This window comes from Pseudomonas sp. GW822-FHT06B12 (assembly GCF_058799675.1).
Genome location: NZ_JBXALR010000002.1, coordinates 522,145 through 545,409, shown reverse-complemented (window position 1 = coordinate 545,409; position 23,265 = coordinate 522,145). Strand labels below are relative to the sequence as shown.

The following is a 23,265-nucleotide window of genomic DNA, read 5'->3' as shown; positions in this document are numbered from 1 at the left end:
GCAAAGTGTGTAGCGGTTGTCTATGAAAACCCCCGTGTGGTTCCCCCAGAGTTTTTTCGCTCGCACCCTCTGGCTGGTGCTGATCGTCGTGCTGTTTTCCAAGGCGCTGACCCTGGTTTATCTGTTGATGAACGAGGACGTGCTGGTAGATCGCCAATACAGCCACGGCGTCGCGCTGACCTTGCGTGCCTACTGGGCCGCGGACGAAGAAAACCGAGCGAAGATTGCCGATGCCGCGACACTGATCCGTGTGGTGGGCGCCGGTGTTCCCGAGGGCGAGCAGCATTGGCCCTACAGTGAAATCTACCAACGACAGATGCAGGCCGAGTTGGGCGCCGACACTGAAGTGCGATTACGCATGCATTCACCGCCGGCGCTCTGGGTCCGGGCACCAAGCCTGGGCGATGGCTGGCTGAAAGTACCGCTGTATCCGCATCCGTTGCGTGGCCAGAAGATCTGGAACGTACTCGGCTGGTTCCTCGCCATCGGTTTGTTATCCACCGCGTCGGCGTGGATTTTCGTCAGCCAGCTCAATCAGCCACTCAAGCGTCTGGTCGATGCCGCCCGGCAACTGGGTCAGGGGCGCAGCGTGCGTCTGCCGATCAGCGATACCCCGAGTGAAATGACCGAGGTCTACCGAGCGTTCAACCAGATGGCGGAAGACGTCGAACAAGCCGGTCGCGAGCGTGAATTGATGCTCGCGGGGGTATCGCATGACCTGCGCACACCGCTGACCCGCTTGCGTCTGTCGCTGGAGCTGATGGGCAACCACAGCGACCTGAGCGACGACATGGTGCGCGACATCGAAGACATGGACGCGATTCTCGACCAGTTCCTGGCGTTCATTCGCGATGGTCGGGACGAGTCGGTCGAAGAGGTCGACCTGAGTGATCTGGTGCGTGAAGTGGCGGCGCCTTACAACCAGAACGAGGAGCGGGTGCGCTTGCGTCTGGAGCCGATTCAGCCGTTCCCGTTGCGTCGGGTATCGATGAAACGCCTCTTGAACAACCTGATTGGCAACGCCTTGCATCACGCCGGTAGCGGCGTTGAGGTGGCGGCGTATGTCTCGGGAGATGTCAGCGCGCCGTATGTGGTGCTGAGCGTCATGGACCGTGGCGCCGGGATCGATCCGTCAGAACTGGAAGCGATCTTCAACCCCTTCACCCGTGGCGATCGCGCGCGGGGCGGCAAGGGCACCGGGTTGGGGCTGGCTATCGTCAAGCGGATTGCTTCGATGCATGGCGGCAATGTTGAACTGCGCAACCGCTCCGGTGGCGGGTTGGAAGCGCGGGTGCGATTGCCGCTTGGGTTGATGTTGCCGAGGGATGCTGTTTAAGAAGCCAGCATTGTTGTTGGGACTTAGGGCCTCTTCGCGAGCAAGCTCGCTCCCACAGGGATCTCGGTCGTACACAATAGTGTGTTCGCTGAAGATCAAAATGTGGGAGCGAGCTTGCTCGCGATGGCGGCGTCCCTGCCAACGAACAGCTTGAGGTCAACCCTTACCCTTGGTCCGCGTCATATTCGGCCCGCCGTTCTTCTCAAGGTGCTCAATGATGATCCCCGCCACGTCTTTGCTGGTGGTGGTTTCGATCCCTTCCAGGCCCGGCGACGAGTTCACTTCCATCACCAGCGGCCCGTGGTTGGAACGCAAGATATCCACGCCCGCGACGCTCAGCCCCATGACCTTGGCCGCACGCAGAGCAGTCATGCGTTCTTCCGGGGTGATCTTGATCAGGCTGGCGCTGCCGCCACGGTGCAGGTTGGAGCGGAACTCGCCGGGCTTGGCCTGACGCTTCATCGCGGCGATCACTTTGTCGCCCACTACGAAGCAGCGAATGTCCGCGCCACCGGCTTCCTTGATGTACTCCTGAACCATGATGTTCTGCTTGAGGCCCATGAACGCCTCGATCACCGACTCCGCCGCCGTGGCCGTTTCACACATCACCACGCCGATGCCCTGAGTGCCTTCCAGCACCTTGATCACCAGTGGCGCGCCGTTGACCATATCGATCAAGTCGGGAATGTCGTCCGGTGAGTGAGCAAAACCGGTGACCGGCAAACCGATACCGCGACGCGAAAGCAATTGCAGCGAACGCAGTTTGTCGCGCGAGCGGGCAATGGCCACCGACTCGTTGAGCGGGAACACGCCCATCATTTCGAACTGGCGCAATACCGCGCAACCATAAAACGTCACCGATGCACCGATCCGTGGGATCACTGCGTCGAAGCCTTCCAGCGGCTTGCCGCGGTAGTGGATCTGCGGCTTATGACTGGCAATGTTCATATAGGCGCGCAGAGTGTCGACTACCACCATCTCATGGCCGCGTTCGGTGCCGGCCTCAACCAAACGACGAGTGGAATACAGACGCGGGTTCCGCGACAGCACAGCGATCTTCATGCAACACCTGTGGAAGAGGTAGTGGACACCGGGAACACCGGCTTGTCTTGAACGTATTTAATGCCCGGATTGACCACCAGCTGGCCGTCGATCAGGGCTTTGGAACCGAGTAACAGGCGATAACGCATGGACTTGCGGCAGGCGAGGGTGAACTCCACTCGCCAAACCCGATCGCCGAGCGCCAGGGTGGTACTGATCACGTAACGCACCTGCGCCTGGCCGTTGGAGCTTTTAATGGTTTTCATCGTCACCAGCGGCGCTTCACAGCGGCGATGACGCAGCTGCACCACCGTGCCCAGGTGCGCGTTGAAACGCACCCACGTTTCCCCGTCGCGCTCGAACGGCTCGATTTCGGTGGCATGCAGGGTGGAGGTGCTGGCACCGGTGTCGATCTTCGCCCGCAGGCCCGCGACTCCCAAACCAGGAAGCGCCACCCACTCGCGAAGACCCACAACGGTCAAATGGTCAAATGTCTTCAAATGTGCTCAACCGGTGAGGAACCGTTCGCACCGCAAAGCGGCCGAATTTGCGGTATTCACGCAGAATAATAGGTAAAAGGCGACAGATATCTACGGCCCGGATTGCGTGCCCCTGAGCTCAGCTCAAAAGCGTCGCGCATTGTATGCTGAACCGGTGAAAATCATGGCACGACAGAAACGGTAGTACAGTTCAGAAATATTTCAGAATGAGGAAAACCCATGGCACAAAAAAACGAAGAGGACGACAAAGTCCGTCTCGATAAGTGGTTGTGGGCAGCGCGTTTTTACAAAACCCGCGCGTTGGCCAAGGCAGCCATTGAGAGCGGCAAGGTGCATTGCCGGGGTGAGCGCTGCAAACCGGGCAAAGAACCGAGGATTGGCGACGAGTTTCAGATCCGCGCCGGTTTCGATGAGCGTACCGTGGTGGTCCAGGCATTATCGATCGTCCGTCGTGGTGCCCCCGAGGCCCAGACGTTGTACGTTGAGACCGAAGCCAGCATCGCCAAACGCGAAAACGCCGCAGCCCAGCGCAAGGCCGGTGCCTTGGGCGTCAGTACCGACGGCAAGCCGAGCAAGAAGCAGCGCCGGGATCTGTTCAAGTTTCATGGAGGGAATGCTGGCGAGTAAGTTGGCGTTCTGACTGGACTACATTACACAGCGTCAATACGCCGCGGTTCGACCTTGCTTGGAACAAACCCGGATTGTTCATAAAATGCCTGTCATGGCCAACATTAACGCACCGAAACGGTGCGCAAGGCGCGATTTTCAGCCCTTGTCATCCTTTAGTTTTCACTTCAGATACCCAGACCTATGACTGATCTACCGGATACCGACTACACCCAACGCTTCATCTTCGATGACAGCGACACCCGCGGCGAACTGGTGGCGTTGGAGCGTAGCTATGCCGAAGTCCTCGCCAAACACCCCTATCCGGAGCCGGTCGCACAACTGCTCGGCGAGTTGATGGCGGCTGCGGCGCTGCTGGTCGGCACCTTGAAGTTCGATGGCTTGCTGATCCTGCAGGCGCGTTCCGAAGGTCCGGTGTCGTTGCTGATGATCGAATGCTCCAGCGAGCGTGAAATCCGTGGTCTGGCCCGTTATGACGCAGACCTGATCGCTGCCGATGCGACCCTGGCCGACATGATGCCCAACGGCGTACTGGCGCTCACCGTCGACCCGACCCAAGGCCAGCGTTACCAAGGCATCGTCGACCTTGATGGCGGGACCCTGTCGGAATGCTTCACCAACTATTTCGTCATGTCCCAGCAAGTCGGCACACGCTTCTGGCTGCACGCCGATGGCCGTCGCGCCCGTGGTCTGCTGCTGCAACAACTGCCGGCCGATCGCCTGAAAGATGAAGAAGAACGCGCCGCCAGCTGGCAGCACATCACCGCGCTGGGCAGCACCCTGACCGCCGATGAATTGCTGAGCCTGGACAACGAAACTATCTTGCATCGTCTCTACCACGAAGAGCAGGTGCGCCTGTTTGACGTGCAGAAACTACGCTTCCGTTGCAGCTGCTCGCGTGAGCGTTCGGGCAATGCCCTGGTCAGCCTGGGTCTGGAGGATGCCCAGGCACTGGTGATCGAGCACGGTGGCCGCATCGAGATCGACTGCCAGTTCTGTAACCAGCGCTACCTGTTCGATGCGGCCGATATCACCCAATTGTTCGCTGGAGCGGGTGTGGATACACCGTCAGATACTCGTCACTAAAACGCTTCAGCGCAGGTAAATTCACTGGTAAACGCCGGAATAACGCCGTCCTGACGGGAGGACCCTACTCTTTTCAGGCTTTTCTGGCATAATCCGGCCCACTTTTTTAGCGGTAGTAGTGCGCGACTTTCTACTACAAAACGTTTGGAGCACTCGGCCACTGGCCGACGGGGAACCTCATGACGCAAGCCAATAATGCTGTGTACACCGATCTGAGTGTTGACGATCTGGTTAAAGAAGCCCTGAGTCGCGGTGAGGGCGAGCTTGCCGATACCGGCGCGCTGGTCGTTCGCACCGGTCACCGTACCGGTCGCTCGCCAGTCGACCGTTTCATCGTTGAAGAGCCAACCACTCAGGCAGCCATCGCCTGGGGCCCGATCAACCGCAAGTTCCCGGCCGACAAGTTCGATGCCCTGTGGGCTCGTGTTGAGGCGTTCAACAACGCGCAAGAGCATTTCGTTTCCCACGTGCACGTAGGTTCGGCTGAAGAGCATTACCTGGCCGTAAAAATGACCACCCAGACTGCCTGGCAGAACCTGTTCGGTCGTTGCCTGTTCATCAACCCGGCCCAGTACAACCCGGCCGGTCGTGAAGAGTGGCAAGTTCTCAACGTCGCCAACTTCGAGTGCGTGCCAGAGCGTGACGGCACCAACTCCGACGGCTGCGTGATCATCAACTTCGCCCAGAAGAAAGTGCTGCTCGCCGGCATGCGTTACGCCGGTGAAATGAAGAAAGCCATGTTCTCGGTGCAGAACTTCCTGCTGCCGGCCGTCGACGTGCTGCCAATGCACTGCGCCGCCAACATCGGCGAAGAGGGCGACGTGACCCTGTTCTTCGGTCTGTCCGGCACCGGCAAGACCACCCTGTCTGCCGACGAAAGCCGTTACCTGATCGGTGACGACGAGCACGGCTGGGGCGAGGGCGTGGTGTTCAACATCGAAGGCGGTTGCTATGCCAAGTGCATCGACCTGTCCGAGAAGAACGAGCCGGTCATCTGGAAAGCCATCAAGCACGGCGCAGTCCTGGAAAACGTTGTTATCGACGACGCCAAACACGCCGACTACACCGATGTCAGCCTGACCCAGAACAGCCGCGCCGCCTACCCGCTGGAGCACGTTGCCAAGCGTTCCGAGAAGAACCTGGGCGGCGAGCCAAACGCAGTGATCTTCCTGACGTGCGACCTGACCGGCGTGCTGCCGCCAGTGTCGATCCTCAATGAAGAACAAGCGGCCTACCACTTCCTGTCCGGCTACACCGCACTGGTGGGCTCGACCGAAATGGGTTCGGGCAGCGGCATCAAGTCGACCTTCTCCACCTGCTTCGGCGCACCGTTCTTCCCGCGTCCGGCTGGCGAATACGCAGAGCTGCTGATCAAGCGCATCCGCGGCTTCGGCTCCAAGGTCTATCTGGTCAACACCGGCTGGACCGGCGGCGGCTACGGCGTCGGCAAACGCTTCAACATCCCGACCACTCGCGGCGTGATCGCAGCGATCCAGAGCGGCGCGTTGATCGGTGCAGCCACCGAACACCTCGACACCATCAACCTCGACGTGCCACTGGCTGTGCCAGGCGTTGAAACCGGCCTGTTGAACCCACGTAACACCTGGGCTGACAAGGCTGCTTACGATGAGGCTGCCAAGGCGTTGGCTGGGTTGTTCGTTGAGAACTTCAAGAAGTTTGAAGTGAGCGACGCGATCAAGGCTGCTGGGCCGAAGTTGTAATGATTCGGTAGTGGTTTGAGGTAAGAGAAAGCCGCCCTTAGGGGCGGCTTTTTTGTGAGCGCTGTCCGAACGAAGCCCATGCCAGGGACCTTAATTGACGGAAAGCCGAAACGCGGGAGCCATGTTGTCTTGTTCACGCTTGGATAGCCCTATAGCGTTAGCCACTGTCGGCCATTGGCTGACCACTTCTTGGAAGTTCTCAATAATTTCGTCTGCGTCTTTGCGGCTGACACGGAAGTACTCTGCGACCTCGCGAGCGAGTTCAAGATCCAAGGCGTTGTCGGAGTCGGTGATGTTGAGTTTCAATCCGTCAGCGTGTGCTACAGGGTTCATATCGTAGGCGTCAGACAGGCGCCATCCCCGGCCGGTATCAAGGATAAAACCATGGTTGCGCAGGTGGTCATCGGTATTGGATACTAGGATGTTGAACACGATGCGGGACCACAGCTCGCGAAGATCTGCCTTGGTTTCTGAACCGTGGTTAATGAGCACCTCAGCCAATTCCAGATAGCTGGCACCTACCGATGCGTCGTCGCCGTCAACTCGGTCGGTCATGGTCATGGCTGAGGCGAAGTGCAGCCGCCCACCATTTTCGGTTCGGTCGAAGCGCTTGACCATGAAGCAGTGATGATCGCTTGCGAAGCGGCGTGCACTTCCGTTCGCGACCCGCAATCCACAACGACTCGCCAAGGCATTCACCACCATTTCCCAACCGCCGACGTCGTACTCATCGCGGGTACTTGGGAACTTGGCAATCCACAAATGACCCTGCTCGTCAGCAACGCTGGCCTTGGGTCTGGCACCTCCCAGTGAACCACCTGGCGCAATCAGCATTCTCAGCCACTCGCGCCCATCTGGCGACGTGTTATCCGGGTCGTTTTCCAAGGCACGACTTGCTTCCTCCAGGGCGCGCAACTCGACGAAGGGTGGGGCGGCCAACCCATCGCGATCATCCAGGAAATTGCCTTCGTCGTTGAGCTTGTAGCGGATTGCCCCGACCCGATAAAGGTCATGAACGCCTAAAAGGAAGTCCGACTCGTACAGCTTGCTGCTTTTGGGAACCAACCCGTCACGGATGTCTCGTTCCAGTCGCCGTTTCATCAGCAATTGACCCCAGCGATCCGGGCTTGAGTCGGCAAAAACGCCAAAGCGTGATTGATGCTGGCCGGGGAATTGTCGGCCCTCGTAGAGCCCGATACGAGGATCGAGCGATGTGAAGTTCAACTCAGGATCGGCCAATGCAGCAGCGTCGTACTCAAACTCGAATACGTTGTTGGAGCGGACCTTGTTGGCGTGGAGGAATCCAAGACGCCTAGGGCCGTTCAAGGATTCCCAATCTGCATACACGGCGATCAGTGTCATTTTTCACCTGTCGTAGGCTTAGGCTTTTTCTTCTGGGTCAACAAACTGGATAAAGAGTGGGTGTTGATTGGGAAATCATGGGCAAGATTCAGTTTTGAGGCGGGGTCTTCAATCACTTCCGCCATCTTGTCGCTAACAAGAGACGATGTTTTTGTTGGCCTCACGCTGCGAGCTCGTTGGCGTTTGTTGGCGGCGAGGTTGGCTCCCGGTATTAATTGCGCGTCTTGCAGTTGGCGCCCCACCTCATCCACGGCTGCGAGCTTGTTCAAGTCTTTCTCCAGACCGAGCACCTGCATAACTGACAAATAGGCGCCCATCGTCACACCTGATCCGCCTGACTCCAGAGAGCGCAATGTGGTCAGTGACATGCCAGCCCTCTCGGCCACTTGCTTGGCAGTCAGTTTTCGGCGTAGTCGAGCAAGTTTCAGGCGCTCACCAAACTCGGAGAGCAGCTTGTTTGTGGAGGGCAGGAGCGGCGCCGTTTTCTTAGCCATGTGCCATTATTCCTTCATTTTCAGGCTTTAACTGCCAGAATAATAGCACTTAAGTGAAGCGCCGCCGCTTGACCAAAAATCACACAATCAGCCTGCACCTTACCGTGGTCCCACTTCTTTGCAGTTGGGCTGGGATATGACGGGCCATTGGAACTGCCATTATTCCAGCTGAAATAGCTCTAAACAGCCAGAATAATGCCACTTATGTGTTCGACTGAATGCCTTCCAATTCCTGTGTATTCCAGCGTTGGGTCTTGATGGCCCGGTAGAGCATGCCGATGGTCAGTGGCACTTTGTCGCCACGCCCCTTGGCCCTGCGTTTGAGAAACACGTCGAAGCCTTCGGGCTGAAAGTAGCGATAGGCGTCGTAGTCGACGAAGTCGATGGCGAACTGTTCTTCCAGGGCTTCCATCAGATGCCGTGCGTCCGAGCCGTCGCAGCCGAGGTCGAAATTGATCGAGGTGATGAGGCTGATGGTTTTACGTTCGGGCAGGCCGAGTTCTTCGTGCAGCAACTGCATGAGTAACTGCATGGCGTGGTCGTCGGGGAAGTTGGGGGCGAGGTTCATGGTTAACAGTCCGGTTGAGGCATGCAGGAATGTTATGGGGCGCAGGGTTTGGGTGGAAGGCCCTTGCTACGCGGTTGATCGTTCCCACGTTTACGAACTTCTTTGACTTGCAATGCGTCAATATGGAATTCGCGGGAAGGTAGGCGTTCACCCCGTACGATCTCGTCCATCTGTTGCACGCTTTCCATCAGCTCATCAAAAAACATGCTCATGGTTATCTCCAGTGTTCGATGACGGCTGTCAACGCTTTGCGTTCGATCGTTCTCACGCAGAACGTGGGAACGATCTGTTCACTCGGACTTCAGGCCGGCGCTTTCCAGTTCAACATGCGTTGCTGGGCAACCTGGAGTAGGTCGCGGCCGTCTTGAGTCAGCAGGTATAGGGCATGGGTGATGTGGGGAATGTCTTTGACGTCGCCGTGTTTGAAGCATTGGCAGTGCAAGGTTTCGAGCAGGTCGCTGGAGGCGCGGATGCGTTGCAGAGCGGCTTCGAGGATGTCTTGCGGGTCGGCCTCTGTGTCGATGATCAGGGGCGAGGTGTCAGTGAGGTTGGTTTGAAGTGGGCGGTAGCGATCTACAAACGGATTTAATGTGGTCATTGAGGAGCGCCTCTATTTAAGGGAAATGTGTGCCTCTCTTCCGGGTGACCAAGCCCGAGCCGCTGATTTGGCAGCGATAGTCACGACTATAGGTGTGGTGTGCAGGCTGGCGATAGGCGACAAGGAGCACGAGATTGTAGGACGGGGACGAAGATTGGTAAGGCCGTGTCTATCGGTCTGTCCGCCGGCGTAGGACGTCTCGTTTTTTAGCCATCAAACGCTTCCGAAGATTTTCGATGTGTGCGGGATCGCCAAGATCGCAGCCTGCGGCAGCTCCTACGGATTTGCGTATGGCTTCGATGGGGTGGCGTAGGAGCTGCCGAAGGCTGCGATCTTTTGGGGTTGCCACTGCATTACCCTTTATTGGCTACGTTTTCACCTCGTCATCCGCTGCCGAGCCACCTCAAGCAATTCACTCCCATCCTGAGTCAGCAGATAAAGCGCATTGACGATATTCGGAATGTCTTTCACATCCGCTTGCTTGAAGCACAGGCAATAAAGCGTTTCGAGCAGGTCGCTGGAGGCGCGGATGCGTTGTCGGGCGGCGTCCAGGATAGCGTGGGGGTTGGCCTCGGTGTCGATGACCAGAACCGGGGTTTCGCTGTAGCTGGTTTTGAGTGGGCGATAGCGGTTGTTAGACGGATCGTGCGGGTTCATTGAACGTGTCCTGTAGGAAGTTGCGACGTCGCTCCTGCAGGCCGACACACGGGGTTTAGCCGCGCCGCAAACTATAGAACCCGACCCGGAAGTCTCGCAAGACAGCCTGAATGGACAGGTTGTGTAGGGGGTTTACTTGTTCGCAAGGCTTAGGACTACGTGCTACCCGAGGTTCTTTTCAGCGATTCCCCTAGAGGTCGAATTTCCTACGCGATTGTCAGGCGAAACGCGGCAAATTTCTGTATGGTGCGCGCCAGAATCCGTAGGACGTTTCTAGACGTCTGTTTAAACACTTAAAGGGAATTAGGTATGCGATTGCTTCGTATGGCTTCGATTTTGTCGCTGTGGGCCGCTTTTGGCTCGGCGCAGGCTGAACAACTGCCGATTGAGGTGTTGAGTGCGGTGGTCAAGGATCAGAAGATCGCCGACGCTGAAGTGCTGTTGCAACGCAACGGCGCGCAGAATGTGGTGGGGCGCACCAATGCGCAGGGTCAGGTCAGCCTGACCGCCGATTTTGCCGATGACGCCAGCAACCTGCTGATCATCAAGAAACCGGGTTACTCCAACCTGGTGGTCAAGTGCCCATGCAAGGGCATGACCTACGCCATCAGCCCGGTGATGACCAACCTCGACGGCCTGCGTGTGGTGCTGACCTGGGGCGCGACCCCGTCCGACCTCGACTCGCACATGATCTTCCCCGGCAACAACATCTACTTCGGCAGCCAGCATGGCGACGATGCCAACCTGGATGTAGATGACACCGACAGCTACGGCCCGGAAACCATCACCCTGGAGAAGAAGCACTACGGCGAGAGCTACGTCTACGCGGTGCATGACTTCAGCAATAGCAGCAACCCGAATTCGCATGCACTCTCCAATAGCCAGGCCAAAGTGTTCGTGTACATGGGCCAGTCGCTGGTGCGCACTTATTACGTGCCGCAAAACCGCAGTGGCAACCTGTGGACCGTGTTCCGCATGACCGGCAATGGCGACTTCCAGGACATCAACAGCTTCACGGGCTCCCAGGTCGATGCCAAGAACGTTTTGAACGAAGTCTCGCCGTTGCTCGATGACAGCGTGGCCGTTACCGCCGTGGCGGTCAGTGCTTCGGCGCAGACGGATGCGAAAAACCTGAACCAGAAAGGCGAAGCGGCCTACCACGCCGGCGATCTGCCGCAGGCGATCGACTTCTATCGTCAGGCTATCGACTTGAACAACGGCTTTGGTCAGGCCTACAGCAACTTGGGTCTGGCGTATCAGAAGGCCGGCAACACCGCCGAGTCGATCTGGGCCAACCGCAAGGCTATCGCACTGGCCAGCGGCAATTCGGCTGCCACTGTTCGCGCCAGTTCCTACTACAACATCGCCCGTATCTATGAAGCGGCGAATCAGTTCCCCGACGCATTGCGTCATTACCAGTTGGCCAAGCAGGAAAAAGCCAACCCGGTGTATGACAAGGCGATCGAGCGCGTGCAAAACCGCTGATCGGTTTGCGTTGAGTTGACCCCACACCGCGCCGCTATCGGCGCGGTGTGCATTTAAGGAGCTGGGTATGCGGTTGCGGGCGTTTACTTTTTTACTGCTCGGTTGCCTGTGGGCAAACACTGCACACGCGGTGGGTGCGGCGGTGTTCGCGACTATTGATCGCGTCGGTTGGCCAGGTTCGCTGGCCACTGAGGCGGGTTTCGATACGGCCTCACGTGCCGAGATGCTGATGTTCGGCAAGGCGTTGCTGGCCAGCGAAGCACTGGACGAAAACGCCCTCAAACAGCGTTTGGGTGTGAAGCAAGTCGAGTTCAAATCCGTGGAGCAGGTGCGCCAGCGTTTCTGGGACCGGCTGTTGAGCAACTACCGCAGTGCCAGTCAGAACTGTGAGGCCGCATTGTTTTGTCCACAGGTTCGTGGCCTCGACGACTTGCGTCAGCAGGCGGCCAGCTTCACTGGTGAGGTCGGTCCGGCCTATGCCACATGGGCCTCGGTCAGTCGGGTGTTTCACGAACAGTATTTGAACGAGCAACTGCGCCTGGCCGCGTTGTTCCCGACGATCAGCAGCGAGATCGAGCGCTTTGACAGCGCCGAACTGAACGGTGATGAGCTGGCCGACCGACAGTTTTTGCTGACGTTCGACGATGGCCCGAGTGGCATCGACAAGCACACCGATACCGTGGCCAATGTGTTGCGGGCCAACGATCTGCACGGCGTGTTCTTTGTGCTCGGCGAACCCTTTCAGGCGCGTTTGCGTAAATCTTCGCCAGACAAAATGCGCGAGTTGTACCGAGGCCAGTGCGTCGCCCTGCATGGTTGGGAGCACAAATCCCACAGCGCCTGGAGCGAGTGGCAGTCGTCGATCAACCGTTCGGTGACGCTGGTACGCGGTACTGTTCCGGACGATTATCAGTCGTTGTTTCGCCCGCCTTATGGCCAGCGTCGCAGCGACAGCGCCGGGTTCTTCAAGGCTCAGGGCCTGAAAGTGATGCTCTGGGGCATCGACTCCCAGGACTGGAGCAAACAGATCAACGCAGACGCCGCGACCCAGCGCGTGCAGACCCTGATGCTGCTGTGGCGCCGCGGGATCATCCTGTTCCATGACATCCACGACAAGGCACCGAAAGCGGTCCCCGCGCTGATTGCGGCGAACCAGCGCAACGGTGTGAAGTGGGTCGACTGTCGGGCGCAGCAGTAGGCCGGACTCTTTCGTTTACGATCGTTCCACGCCCGGGGCGGAACGATCGGTGCTCTTGCGACACTCCCTCCCTGTATCATCCCGTATCTCTTTTGCGCCCGACCTTTTCTCGACTCGCTGCTTTAGCCGACTAGGCTTTCGGCATGGCAGCAGTCAACGGAGTGACAGCTTATGCACAACACCCTCGAACAGGTCTTTGGTTATCCACAGTTTCGGCCCGGCCAGGAGGCGGCGGTCAGTGCGGTGTTGGCCGGGCGCTCGGCGGCGGCGATTTTTCCGACCGGCTCCGGCAAGTCCTTGTGCTATCAGTTGCCGGCCTTGTTGCTGCCGCACCTGACACTGGTGGTGTCGCCGTTGCTGGCGCTGATGCAGGACCAATTGGCGTTCTTGCAGCGCCATGGCATTGCGGCGGCGAGTATCGATTCGGCGCAGAGCCGTGACGACGCCAACGAGGTGATGGCGCGGGCCAGGTCCGGCGAGTTGAAGATCCTGATGATTTCCGTGGAGCGTTTGAAGAACGAGCGTTTTCGCAACTTTCTGCAGCAAGTGCCGATCTCGTTGCTGGTGGTGGACGAGGCGCACTGTATCTCCGAATGGGGCCACAATTTTCGCCCCGACTACCTGAAGCTGCCGGACTATCAGCGCCAGTTCAATATCCCGCAAACCTTGCTGCTGACCGCTACTGCCACACCCAAGGTGATCGCCGACATGCAGGCGAAATTCGCCATCGCGGCGGACGATGTGGTGACCACCGGTTTCTATCGCCCCAACCTGAATTTGCTGGTTGAACCGGTGTGTGGTCAGGACAAGCGCCGCCGTCTGGTGGAGTGGATGGGCCAGCGTGCCGGACAGCCGAGCATCGTCTACGTGACCTTGCAGAAAACCGCTGAGCAGATTGCCCAGCACCTGAGTCAAAACGGTCTTCAGGCCGAGGCCTATCACGCCGGTTTACCCCATGAACAACGGGAAGCGATTCAGCGGCGGTTCATGGGCGGGCAGTCCAATTGCATCGTCGCCACCATCGCGTTCGGCATGGGCATCGACAAGAGCGATATCCGCAACGTGGTGCATTTCGACTTACCGAAATCCATCGAAAACTACAGCCAGGAAATCGGTCGCGCCGGACGCGACGGGCAACCTTCTGACTGCCTGGTGTTGGCCAACCGCGACAGCCGCAACGTGTTGGAAAACTTCGTTTACGGTGATACGCCGGAACTGGACGGCATCCGTTGTGTGCTCGACGAACTGCAAGCGGCCGCGCCGGATGGGCAATGGGAGTTTTTGCTGGGGCCGCTGGCCGACCAGAGCAATATTCGCCAACTACCACTCAAGACCTTGCTGGTGCAGCTTGAACTCAAAGGCTTGATCGCACCGCGTTACGCCTATTTCGCCGAATACCGTTTCAAGTTCCTGCTGGAGCCTGAAGCCTTGTTGGCGCGTTTCGAGGGCGAGCGACGGGAATTCGTCGAGGCGATCATCCAGACCTCCAGCCGTGCGCGAACCTGGGCCACGGTGAATTTCGATGCGCTGTACCAACAGCATCAGGCCGAGCGCAACCGGGTGGTCAAGGCGCTGGATTACTTCCAGGAGAAGGGCTGGATCGAGCTTGAAAGCAAGCAGATGACCGAGGTCTACAGCCTGCTGATGACGGACTTCGATGCCCAGGTGTTGAGCAGCCAATTGCATGGTTACTTCACACAACATGAACGCACGGAGATCGCTCGTATCCACGCGATGCTCGATCTGTTCGCCACCGAGCACTGCCTGGGTTACCGGTTGGCGCAGTACTTCGGCGACGAAAACGCGCCACAGCAGTGCGGGCATTGTTCGGTGTGCCATGGGCAGGTTGCCCGTCTGCCGGAGCCGCCTGAGTTGCCAGCGCTTGTGGATAAAAATTTCGAGGCGCTGTGTGGCGACTTTATCCACAGGCACGAAGCGTACAACGGCCATGTGCCGGGTGCGGAACGGTTGACACGGTTCTTGTGCGGTATCAGCGTGCCGCTGTTTACCAAGCTCAAGGCGCGGGCGATTCCAGGGTTTGCGGCGCTGGAGGATTATCCGTATGCCGAGGTGCGCGAGTGGGCCGGGGCGAATCTGACTGACTGAAAGGTCACTCGTGTGGGAGCGGGCTTGCTCGCGAAGAACGATAACGCGGTTTTCGCCTTAGACTGGCTGTTCAATTCAAGGAACCGACACTGATGTCCAATCCGATGCCCCAACGCTCCGACTACCGCCACTTCCAGCCGATCATCACCCGCTGGCACGACAACGATGTCTATGGCCATGTGAACAACGTGACCTACTACAGCTTCTTCGACACGGCGGTGAATACTTACCTGATCGAAGTCGGTGGCCTGGATATTCACGACGGTGAAGTGGTGGGGTTTGTGGTCAGTTCGGCGTGCGATTACTTCGCCTCAATCGCTTTTCCCGAGCGCATTGAAATCGGATTGCGGGTGGGCAAGTTGGGCAATAGCTCAGTGCAGTACGAACTGGCAGTGTTCAAGGCCGAGGAAGAGGACGCCTGCGCGGCAGGACGCTTTGTGCATGTGTTTGTGGATCGGGCCTCGAATCAACCCGTGGCGATTCCTGGCGGGTTGCGCGGGGCGTTGGAGCGGTTGGTGGTGTGAAACGAAAAATCGCAGCCCGAGGGCTGCGATTTTTTGGTATCTCTTTCGTGATGCCAATCAGCGATTAGTCGCGATCACGATAGTAGTGGTGATGCTTGCGATGGCCGTAAGCATGACCACGACCGCGGTGGTCATCATCATCGCGGTAGTAACGGCGGCCACCACGGTCACGACCGCCACGGTCTTCGTCATAGCTGCTGTTGCCCATATGGTTACCCAGCGCACCGCCCACGCCACCGCCGGCGGCTGCGCCGATCAGGCTGCCCGTAGTGCCGCCCATGCTGCGGCCGACTACGTTACCGCCGGCTGCGCCGAGCGCACCACCGATGGCGGCTTCGCCACGGCTGTGTCTGTTGGCACCTACTGCACTACCACCGGCGCCGCCCAAGGCTGCGCCAATGGTCGAACCGGTGCTGCCGCCCAGCGATTGACCAACCACCGAGCCAAGTACCCCGCCCAATGCGCCGCCAACACCTGCCTCGGCGGTGCCACCGGCAGATGCGGCGCCACTGATCAGGCCAAGGGACAACAAGAGAATCGAGGAGAACTTCATGAGAGGAGCCTCAAAGGGATGACGGCGCGATCCTGAGGCTGTGTCGTGATGGTTACAATCGAAATCCGACGAGTAACACGACTTGTGCACAATTTGCTAAGTTATTGTTTTATAGGCGGAACTTAATCGATTTTCGCTGGTCTTTAGCTACTTCGGACAGGCCGCTTTTATGCAAAAGCGGCCTTTTTTGTGGGCGTTTGAAAAGTGCGGAACAGTGTTTGCCTGCGGACGCCATCGCGAGCAAGCTCGCTCCCACACTTGATCTTCAGTGGGCACAGACTTTGTGCTTGGCCGAAAACCACTGTGGGAGCGAGCTTGCTCGCGATGAGGCCGGACCAGACGCCGCGTTACGCCGACCTGGCCATGATCAACCCGGTCTCGCTCGCTGCTTCCAAACGGATCGCAACGAATTTCGAGGTCGGCGTGTGGCTGCCGTCACCGATGCTTTCCAGTGGCACCAGCGGGTTCACTTCCGGATAGTAAGCGGCGGCTTGTCCGGCGGGAATATCGAACGCCAGCAAGGTGAAGCCTTTGACGCGGCGCTCACGGCCGTCATCCCAGATCGACACGATGTCGGCTTTTTGCCCCGGTTTGAAGCCCAGGCGAATGATGTCGGCTTCGTTGACGAACAGCACGTCACGCTGGCCCTTGACCCCACGATAACGGTCGTCGAGACCATAAATGGTGGTGTTGTACTGATCGTGAGAGCGCATTGACTGCATGATCAGGTCCGGCAACTGCCCAGTGGCGCGGGTGCGTTCGTGTACCAGATCGGCCGGAAGGATATTCGGACGGAAATTGGCACGACCGGTCGAAGTGTTCCAGCGGCGAGCACCCGCGCTGTTGCCCAGGTAGAAGCCGCCGGGGTTCTCGATCTTCTGGTTGAAGTCCTTGAAGCCTGGAATGGTGTCGGCGATCAGCTCGCGAATACGACGGTAGTCGGCCACCAGCCAGTTCCAGTCGACGGGCCTGGAGCCCAGGGTCGCCGCGGCGATACCGGCGATGATCGATGGCTCCGAGCGCATCTGTTTCGACAGCGGCTGGAGTTGGCCGTTGGAGGCGTGAACCATGCTGAACGAGTCCTCCACGGTCACCGCTTGCGCCCCTTCGGTTTGCAGATCGATGTCGGTGCGGCCCAGGCACGGCAGGATCAGCGCTTCTTTACCGTGCGCCAAATGGCTACGGTTGAGTTTGGTGCTGATTTGTACGGTGAGGTCGCAATTGCTCAGGGCCTGGAAGGTCCGTGGGCTGTCGGGTGTGGCTTGGGCGAAGTTACCGCCCAGACCGATGAAGACTTTCGAGCGGCGGTCGAGCATCGCGTGGATGGCCTCGACCACGTTGTGACCATTCGCTCGTGGCACCTTGAACTGGAAGCGGCGTTCCAATGCATCGAGGAAGAACGCCGGTGGGCGTTCGTTGATGCCCATGGTCCGGTCGCCTTGCACGTTGCTGTGCCCGCGCACCGGGCACAGGCCCGCGCCCGGCCGGCCGATGTTGCCGCGCAGCAGCATCAGGTTGGCGATTTCCTGGATGGTTGCCACCGAGTGCCGGTGCTGGGTAATGCCCATGGCCCAGCACATGATCACGTTCTTGCCTTTGGCGTACATGCGCGCGGCTTGCTCGATCTCTTCCAGGGTCAGCCCGGACTGCTCGACGATCTGCTCCCACGAGGTGTCGTCGATTTCGCCCAGGTAGTCGAGCACGCTGGCGGTGTGTTCGTTGAGGAAGTCGTGGTCGAACACCGATGGCGCGTCGGTTTGCTGCGCCTCACGCTCCCATTGCAGCAGGAACTTGGCCATACCGCGCAGCAGCGCCATGTCGCCGCCCAACGCTGGACGGAAGTACGCGGTGTTGGTCGGTTTGTCACCGTTGGTGAGCATTTCGATCGGGTGCTGCGGGTGCTGGAAGCGTTCCAGGCCACGCTCTTTGAGCGGGTTGATGCACACCACCTGAGCGCCGCGTTTCACCGCTTCGCGCAGCGGCTCGAGCATCCGTGGATGGTTGGTGCCGGGGTTCTGGCCCCAGACGAAAATTGCGTCGGCGTGTTCGAAGTCGTCGAAGGTCACGGTGCCTTTGCCGACACCGACACTTTGTGCAAGTGCAACACCGCTGGCCTCGTGGCACATGTTCGAGCAGTCAGGGAAGTTATTGGTGCCGAACGCGCGGACGAACAATTGATAGAGATACGCCGCTTCGTTGCTGGCGCGGCCCGAGGTGTAGAACTCGGCCTGATCCGGGCTCGACAAGCCCTGCAGGTGTTTGCCGATCAACGCGAAGGCCGCCTCCCAGCTGATGGGGGTGTAACGGTCGGTTTCGGCGTCGTAGCTCATCGGCTCGGTCAGCCGGCCTTGATATTCGAGCCAGTAGTCGCTTTGTTCCAGTAACGAGCTGACGCTGTGTTTGGCGAAAAACGCGGCATCGACCCGGCGCTTGGTGGCTTCCCAGTTGACCGCCTTGGCGCCGTTCTCGCAGAACATCACCATGCCCTTTTCCGGAGAATCGCCCCAAGCGCAACCGGGGCAGTCGAAGCCGCCGTTCTGGTTGGTCTTGAGCATTATGCGGAGATTTTTCAGCGCGTTATCGCTGGTCAACCAGGCTTGGGCGACGCTGATCAGCGCGCCCCAGCCACCGGCTGGGCCTTTGTAGGGCTTGTAGCGGGGGACGGGTTTCTGGTCGGCTTGACGATGTTGACTCACGCTTGGTTCTCCGTCGCAGGGCTGTAGACCCGCGGCGCACTTTTCTGCGGCAGGTGGATAAGATTGAGGTTGTGCCGGCGCGCCCATTGCAGGGCCAGGCCGGTGGGCGACGACAGGCTGACCAGGGTCTGGATGCCGGCGCGCAAAACTTTCTGGATCAGCTCAAGGCTGCAGCGGCTGGTGACAATCGCCAGGCCGCCCTCAGTGGGGATGTGCTGGCGGATCAGTGCACCGATCAGCTTGTCGAGGGCGTTGTGTCGGCCGATGTCTTCACGGCCCAGCAGCAACTCACCTTGGTTGTTCATGAACACAGCGGCATGCACCGCGCCGCAATGCTGACCCAACGGCTGAAATTCACTGATGCGCTGGCGCAGGCCTTCAAGCCATTGCGCGGGAGGCAATGGCGCGCCGGGTAATACGTTGAGTTGCGGCAAGGCTTGCTCGACCGCTTCGACGCCACACAGCCCGCAACCGCTAGTACCGGCCAGTTGCCGACGTTGCTGCTTGAGGTTCCAGAACGCGCGGCTGGAAATGCTGACCTGCGCGTACTGCGCCGAACCGGACCCGCTGAGTTGCAGGTCATAGAGGTCGGACACGTCGTTGATGATCCCGCTGCCCAGGCTGAAGCCGACGATGAAGTCTTCCAGGTCGCTCGGGGTGACCAGCATCACCGCCTGGCTGATGCCGTTGTAGGCGATCGCCAATGCCACTTCCTCAGCGAGCGCGGTGCTGGCTGATTCGCTGTGGTCGAGGTTGCAATACTGATAGTTCTGACTGGCGGCGGGCGTGGGCATTTCGAGGGCGGGCGCCCCGCAGACCGGACGCTTGGCTTTCATGGGGCAATACCGGCGGTTTATCCAGCCTTAAGCCTAGGCGCGTCAATGTGTCACGTCTAATCGCTAATACTGATCTACCGATAGATAGCGTCGATCAAGAGTTCGTCGGTGATTTCTGATAGTGCGCGAAACACGCCTCAGCCAGTGCCGAGCGCGGTGCACTGCGGCGCATGATCAGCCCCAGCCGGCTGAGGGTTTGCGCGTTTTCGATGGGTTGCAGACGCAAATGTTCGGTCAGCGTTTCGAGTCCGCCTTCCAATGGCATCACCGCGCAACACAGGCCACCGTGCACAGCTTGCAACAATTGATGGACCGCGTCGGTCTGTAACAACGGTTGCGGGCTGAGGCCACGACTGTGGAAGTTGTGGTCGATCGACTGGCGAAAGTGCATGCCACTGGTGAGCATGCCCAAGGGCAGCTCGATCAGTGCTTCCCAGCTCAAGGGTTTTTCGCCGAAGCTGAAGAAGCGCTGGTCGTAGAGCAAGCCCATGCGGGTTTCGCTGAAGGCCAGCGAGTCGAAGCGCTCGCTGTCGAGGCGATCAAGATAGGACACGCCGAGGTCCAGGCGATTGTTCGCCAAGTGTTCGAGGATTTGCTCGGAGCTCAAGGCCGAGAGTTCGAATCGCAGGTTCGGGTGTTCGCTGTGCAGCTGTTGCATCAGCGGCAGGGGATCAAAACTCGACAGCGGCACCACGCCCAGACGCAAGGTGCCGACCAGATTGCCGCGACAGGCTGCGGCCTCGGCCTGCAAGCCGTCACAGGCGGCCAGCACAGTGCGTGCCCACGCCAGCACCCGCTCGCCCGGCGCGGTGAAACCTTCGAAGCGCTGGCCGCGATTGACCAACGGCAGATCGAGTTCTTCTTCAAGGCTGCGCAAGCGCATCGACAGGGTTGGCTGAGTGATGTGGCAACGCGCAGCGGCCTGGCCGAAGTGCCGGGTTTCGTCGAGGGCGATGAGGAATTTCAGCTGTTTGATGTCCATCGTCGCTCCAGTGCGCAGGCCAGGGGGGGCGCGATTCTAGCGCTTGTGCCGAACCTGAGTCATGGGTCGGTTGAGACCGCTATCGCGAGCAATCGAGCGTCGACCGGCTGCTCCCACATTTGATCTGCAGTGAACACAGAGTTTGTGCACGAAGAAGATCCAGTGTGGGAGCGAGCTTGCTCGCGATGCTAGCGACTTGGTCTCAGAGCCCCTCGATCAACTCCCGATAATCCCCCACTGCCATAAACTCGGCCGTGTCTTTCGGTTCTTTGCGGCTGTCCGGTTGGCTCACGGCCAACAGATGCGCCACGCCAAAGTCTCGTGCGCTGCGCAGGATCGGCAAGGTGTCGTCGATAAACAGGCTGCGGCGTGGGTCGAAGTCGATGTCTGTGCGCAAGGCATCCCAGAATTGCGGGTTTTCCTTGGCGAAACCGTAATCGTGGGAGCTGATCAATCGTTCGAAATAGGGCGCAAGCTCGACTCTTTCCAGCTTCAGTGACAACGAGTCGCGGTGAGCATTGGTGATCAGGATCACGCGTTTACCGGCCTGTTTGATCGCCGCCAGAAAGGTATCGGCATCCGGGCGCAGAGCAATCAGATGGGCGGTTTCGAGTTTCAACTCGCGCACCGGCAGCTTCAGCTCGGCGCTCCAGAAGTCCAGGCAATACCACTGCAACTGACCGGCGTTACGCTCGAACAATGGCTGCAATTCCAGCTCGGCCATGGCCCGGCTGACACCGTGCAGCTCGGCATAGCGCTGAGGCAGATGCTCCATCCAGAAATGGTTATCGTAATGCAGGTCCAGTAGCGTGCCGTCCATATCCAGCAGAACGGTATCGATGTCGCGCCAGGGCAGTGATGGCATGGAAAATTTCTCGAACAGTAGAAAGATATCCGACACAAACAATCGGGAAAGCCGCGTTATAGTACCGCGTTCATGCCAAGGAGCCGCCATGCGCCAGAAACCCGAAGTATTAGCCCGCGAGATCATCGCCACCAGTCGCTTGTTCTGCGTTGAAGAGGTGCAACTGCGCTTCTCCAATGGCGTCGAGCGCACCTATGAGCGATTGGTCGGCAAGGGCGCCGGGTATGGCGCGGTGATGATCGTGGCGATGCTCGATTCCGAGCATGCGGTGCTGGTCGAAGAGTACTGCGGAGGAACCGATGCCTATGAAATGTCGCTGCCCAAGGGCTTGATCGAACCTGGCGAGGATGTGTTGGCGGCGGCCGAGCGTGAGCTCAAGGAAGAGGCCGGTTTTGGCGCACGGCAACTGGAGCATCTGACCGAGCTGTCGCTGTCGCCCGGTTACATGAGCCAGAAGATTCAGGTGGTGTTGGCGACTGACTTGTATGAAGAACGCCTTGAAGGTGACGAGCCGGAGCCGATGCGCGTGGATCGGGTCAATCTGCGAGAGCTGGCGGCACTGGCGCAGAACCCGCAATTCACCGAAGGCCGCGCCTTGGCGGCGTTGTACCTGGCCCGTGATCTACTGACTCAGCGTGGAGTGTTTCAACCGTGAGTGATTTTCCCCAGGTTCATCCTTTGCTGGCTCCCGTGGTCGAGCTGGCGCTGAAGGCCGGTGAGGTCATCCTGCCGTTCTGGCGCACCGGCACGGCAGTGACTGCCAAGGCTGACGATTCTCCGGTCACCGCCGCCGATCTGGCCGCTCATCATCTGATTCTGGCAGGGCTGACGGCGCTTGATCCGAGCATCCCGGTGCTCTCGGAAGAAGACGCTGACATTCCGCAAACCGTACGTGCCGGTTGGCAACGCTGGTGGCTGGTCGATCCGCTGGATGGCACCAAGGAGTTCATCTCCGGCAGTGAAGAATTCACCGTCAACATCGCGCTGATCGAACAGGGACGCGTGGTGTTCGGCGTAGTGTCGATGCCGACCAACGGCCGCTGCTACTTCGGTGGCGCCGGGCTCGGGGCCTGGCGTGCCGACAAGGATGCAGCACCGCTGCCGATTCAGGTCCGTGATGTGCCGCCTGCTGGTGAAGCGTTCACGGTGGTCGCAAGCCGTCGACATTCAAGCCCTGAACAGGAGCGTTTGCTCGCGGGTTTGAGCGATAGCCTGGGTGAGTTGGAGCTGGCCAATATCGGCAGTTCGCTGAAGTTTTGTCTGCTGGCGGAAGGGGCGGCGGATTGTTATCCACGCTTGGCGCCGACGTCTCAGTGGGATACTGCTGCGGCGCAAGGCGTGCTCGAAGGTGCGGGTGGCGAGGTGCTGGAGTTGAGTGGTGAGCCGTTCAGCTATCCGGCGCGAGAGTCTTTATTGAATTCGTTCTTCCTCGCACTTCCGGTAAAGGCTGCCTGGCGCGAGAAACTTCTGGAACTGGCGCGCGGTTAAGATCAAAAGATCGCAGCCTGCGGCAGCTCCTACGGGGAGTCGGCGTTTACCGGTGCAAAACGTATTGCCCGGTAAACGTCACCGCAGACTCATCGCTGTCGGCATTCACGACCCGTGTATGCAACGTCAGCCGTGCCCGGCCATAGCGCTGGTACATGGTCAAAAACTTCTTCCAGACCGCCGCACTCGGCGCAGCGCAGATTGCGATGCCGTCGCTGGTGACCGGCAGCGGATAGCTGATCTGACCTTCCTGAATCACGATGTGCCCGTCCTCGACGCCTTCTTCACGCAGGCGCAAATGCAGCCAGCCCCAACCCGCCAACACCGCACCGCAATACAGGCTGCCACCGAACATGGTGCTTTTGTGATTGAAATTGGCTGCCAGCGGTAGCTGCAAGCGCAGCTGTTGCGACTGCCAGTCGAGCACCTTGAGGCCCATGTCCCGCGTGAGGGGAATGTCGCGGTGGAGGACGGATTCCAGGTGACGACTGTCGCGATTCATGCACGGGCCTCGGGATTTTGAACGCTTATGTGAAGGTTAG

Annotated in this window: 23 protein-coding genes and 1 pseudogene; 10 read left to right on the top strand and 14 right to left on the bottom strand. The window is 59.1% G+C overall.

The window, feature by feature from the left end; translation table 11 throughout:
* Positions 1–22: 22 nt before the first annotated feature.
* On the top strand, positions 23–1,336 hold the full coding sequence (locus AC1RKH_RS07200) for an ATP-binding protein (protein WP_123427209.1): 1,314 nt from the start codon (positions 23–25) through the stop codon (positions 1,334–1,336).
* Positions 1,337–1,492: 156 nt separating this feature from the next.
* Here the strand turns inward: AC1RKH_RS07200 and rimK are convergent, their stop codons facing one another.
* Both rimK and rimB read right to left on the bottom strand, forming a co-directional pair.
* A complete protein-coding gene (gene rimK / locus AC1RKH_RS07195; protein ID WP_123427207.1) occupies positions 1,493–2,398 on the bottom strand; it encodes a 30S ribosomal protein S6--L-glutamate ligase in 906 nt (301 codons plus the stop codon).
* Positions 2,395–2,877 (bottom strand): retropepsin-like aspartic endopeptidase RimB, encoded by a 483-nt coding sequence (gene rimB, locus AC1RKH_RS07190; RefSeq protein ID WP_123427205.1) that lies wholly within the window; start codon positions 2,875–2,877, stop codon positions 2,395–2,397. The genes rimK and rimB overlap by 4 nt, the downstream gene beginning before the upstream one ends.
* Positions 2,878–3,096: 219 nt before the next feature.
* On the opposite strand from rimB, the gene AC1RKH_RS07185 reads away from it, so the two are divergent.
* The 3 genes from AC1RKH_RS07185 (at position 3,097) to AC1RKH_RS07175 (ending at position 6,311) form a co-directional block, all read left to right on the top strand.
* Complete coding sequence (locus AC1RKH_RS07185) at positions 3,097–3,504, top strand: RNA-binding S4 domain-containing protein (RefSeq protein ID WP_054595099.1); 408 nt, start codon at positions 3,097–3,099, stop codon at positions 3,502–3,504.
* A gap of 183 nt (positions 3,505–3,687) precedes the next feature.
* Positions 3,688–4,590, top strand: coding sequence for an Hsp33 family molecular chaperone HslO (gene hslO / locus AC1RKH_RS07180; RefSeq protein WP_123427203.1), 903 nt, complete (start codon positions 3,688–3,690; stop codon positions 4,588–4,590).
* Positions 4,591–4,769: 179 nt separating this feature from the next.
* Positions 4,770–6,311, top strand: coding sequence for a phosphoenolpyruvate carboxykinase (locus AC1RKH_RS07175; RefSeq protein ID WP_493061910.1), 1,542 nt, complete (start codon positions 4,770–4,772; stop codon positions 6,309–6,311).
* A 90-nt stretch (positions 6,312–6,401) separates the two neighbouring features.
* Here AC1RKH_RS07175 and AC1RKH_RS07170 read toward each other — a convergent pair whose 3' ends face one another.
* The 6 genes and pseudogenes from AC1RKH_RS07170 to AC1RKH_RS07145 all read right to left on the bottom strand — a co-directional run bounded on the left by AC1RKH_RS07170 (position 6,402) and on the right by AC1RKH_RS07145 (position 9,990).
* Complete coding sequence (locus AC1RKH_RS07170) at positions 6,402–7,673, bottom strand: type II toxin-antitoxin system HipA family toxin (RefSeq protein WP_493061911.1); 1,272 nt, start codon at positions 7,671–7,673, stop codon at positions 6,402–6,404.
* A complete protein-coding gene (locus tag AC1RKH_RS07165; protein WP_493061912.1) occupies positions 7,670–8,167 on the bottom strand; it encodes a helix-turn-helix domain-containing protein in 498 nt (165 codons plus the stop codon). Before AC1RKH_RS07165 ends, AC1RKH_RS07170 begins: the two co-directional genes overlap by 4 nt.
* A gap of 202 nt (positions 8,168–8,369) precedes the next feature.
* Positions 8,370–8,735, bottom strand: coding sequence for a DUF1493 family protein (locus AC1RKH_RS07160; protein WP_493061913.1), 366 nt, complete (start codon positions 8,733–8,735; stop codon positions 8,370–8,372).
* A gap of 89 nt (positions 8,736–8,824) precedes the next feature.
* A pseudogene (locus AC1RKH_RS07155) lies at positions 8,825–8,947 on the bottom strand (transcriptional regulator); the annotation flags it as partial.
* An 89-nt stretch (positions 8,948–9,036) separates the two neighbouring features.
* Complete coding sequence (locus AC1RKH_RS07150) at positions 9,037–9,333, bottom strand: hypothetical protein (RefSeq protein WP_054595104.1); 297 nt, start codon at positions 9,331–9,333, stop codon at positions 9,037–9,039.
* Positions 9,334–9,708: 375 nt separating this feature from the next.
* Positions 9,709–9,990: a hypothetical protein gene (locus AC1RKH_RS07145; protein WP_489111209.1), complete on the bottom strand. Its 282-nt coding sequence runs from the start codon at positions 9,988–9,990 to the stop codon at positions 9,709–9,711.
* A 309-nt stretch (positions 9,991–10,299) separates the two neighbouring features.
* On the opposite strand from AC1RKH_RS07145, the gene AC1RKH_RS07140 reads away from it, so the two are divergent.
* From AC1RKH_RS07140 to AC1RKH_RS07125, 4 genes are all read left to right on the top strand, one after another.
* Entirely contained in the window at positions 10,300–11,475 is a 1,176-nt protein-coding gene (locus tag AC1RKH_RS07140) for a tetratricopeptide repeat protein (RefSeq protein WP_493061914.1), read from the top strand.
* A 67-nt stretch (positions 11,476–11,542) separates the two neighbouring features.
* Positions 11,543–12,673 (top strand): polysaccharide deacetylase family protein, encoded by a 1,131-nt coding sequence (locus AC1RKH_RS07135; RefSeq protein ID WP_493061915.1) that lies wholly within the window; start codon positions 11,543–11,545, stop codon positions 12,671–12,673.
* 171 nt (positions 12,674–12,844) lie between these two features.
* Complete coding sequence (locus AC1RKH_RS07130; RefSeq protein WP_493061916.1) at positions 12,845–14,779, top strand: RecQ family ATP-dependent DNA helicase; 1,935 nt, start codon at positions 12,845–12,847, stop codon at positions 14,777–14,779.
* A 92-nt stretch (positions 14,780–14,871) separates the two neighbouring features.
* Positions 14,872–15,303: an acyl-CoA thioesterase gene (locus AC1RKH_RS07125; RefSeq protein WP_123424063.1), complete on the top strand. Its 432-nt coding sequence runs from the start codon at positions 14,872–14,874 to the stop codon at positions 15,301–15,303.
* Between the two features lie 64 nt (positions 15,304–15,367).
* Here AC1RKH_RS07125 and AC1RKH_RS07120 read toward each other — a convergent pair whose 3' ends face one another.
* The 5 genes from AC1RKH_RS07120 to yrfG form a co-directional block, all read right to left on the bottom strand.
* Positions 15,368–15,856 (bottom strand): glycine zipper domain-containing protein, encoded by a 489-nt coding sequence (locus AC1RKH_RS07120; RefSeq protein ID WP_123424062.1) that lies wholly within the window; start codon positions 15,854–15,856, stop codon positions 15,368–15,370.
* 347 nt (positions 15,857–16,203) lie between these two features.
* Positions 16,204–18,552: an FdhF/YdeP family oxidoreductase gene (locus AC1RKH_RS07115; protein ID WP_493061917.1), complete on the bottom strand. Its 2,349-nt coding sequence runs from the start codon at positions 18,550–18,552 to the stop codon at positions 16,204–16,206.
* Positions 18,549–19,388 (bottom strand): formate dehydrogenase accessory sulfurtransferase FdhD, encoded by an 840-nt coding sequence (gene fdhD, locus AC1RKH_RS07110; RefSeq protein ID WP_493061918.1) that lies wholly within the window; start codon positions 19,386–19,388, stop codon positions 18,549–18,551. The genes AC1RKH_RS07115 and fdhD overlap by 4 nt, the downstream gene beginning before the upstream one ends.
* Before the next feature lie 94 nt (positions 19,389–19,482).
* Positions 19,483–20,370 carry a LysR family transcriptional regulator gene (locus AC1RKH_RS07105; RefSeq protein ID WP_493061919.1) on the bottom strand — a complete coding sequence of 296 codons (888 nt, stop codon included), beginning with the start codon at positions 20,368–20,370 and terminating at the stop codon, positions 19,483–19,485.
* A 202-nt stretch (positions 20,371–20,572) separates the two neighbouring features.
* Positions 20,573–21,235 carry a GMP/IMP nucleotidase gene (gene yrfG, locus AC1RKH_RS07100; RefSeq protein ID WP_123424080.1) on the bottom strand — a complete coding sequence of 221 codons (663 nt, stop codon included), beginning with the start codon at positions 21,233–21,235 and terminating at the stop codon, positions 20,573–20,575.
* Positions 21,236–21,323: 88 nt separating this feature from the next.
* Here yrfG and nudE point away from each other — a divergent pair, with 88 nt between their 5' ends.
* Positions 21,324–21,890, top strand: a complete 567-nt coding sequence (gene nudE, locus AC1RKH_RS07095; protein ID WP_493061920.1) for an ADP compounds hydrolase NudE — start codon at positions 21,324–21,326, stop codon at positions 21,888–21,890.
* Positions 21,887–22,723 (top strand): 3'(2'),5'-bisphosphate nucleotidase CysQ, encoded by an 837-nt coding sequence (gene cysQ, locus AC1RKH_RS07090; RefSeq protein ID WP_493061921.1) that lies wholly within the window; start codon positions 21,887–21,889, stop codon positions 22,721–22,723. Before nudE ends, cysQ begins: the two co-directional genes overlap by 4 nt.
* A gap of 46 nt (positions 22,724–22,769) precedes the next feature.
* On the opposite strand, the gene AC1RKH_RS07085 is transcribed toward cysQ, so the two are convergent.
* The gene (locus AC1RKH_RS07085; RefSeq protein ID WP_493061922.1) at positions 22,770–23,225 is read right to left on the bottom strand and encodes a thioesterase domain-containing protein; all 456 of its coding nucleotides are present in this window, start codon (positions 23,223–23,225) and stop codon (positions 22,770–22,772) included.
* Positions 23,226–23,265 lie beyond the last annotated feature (40 nt).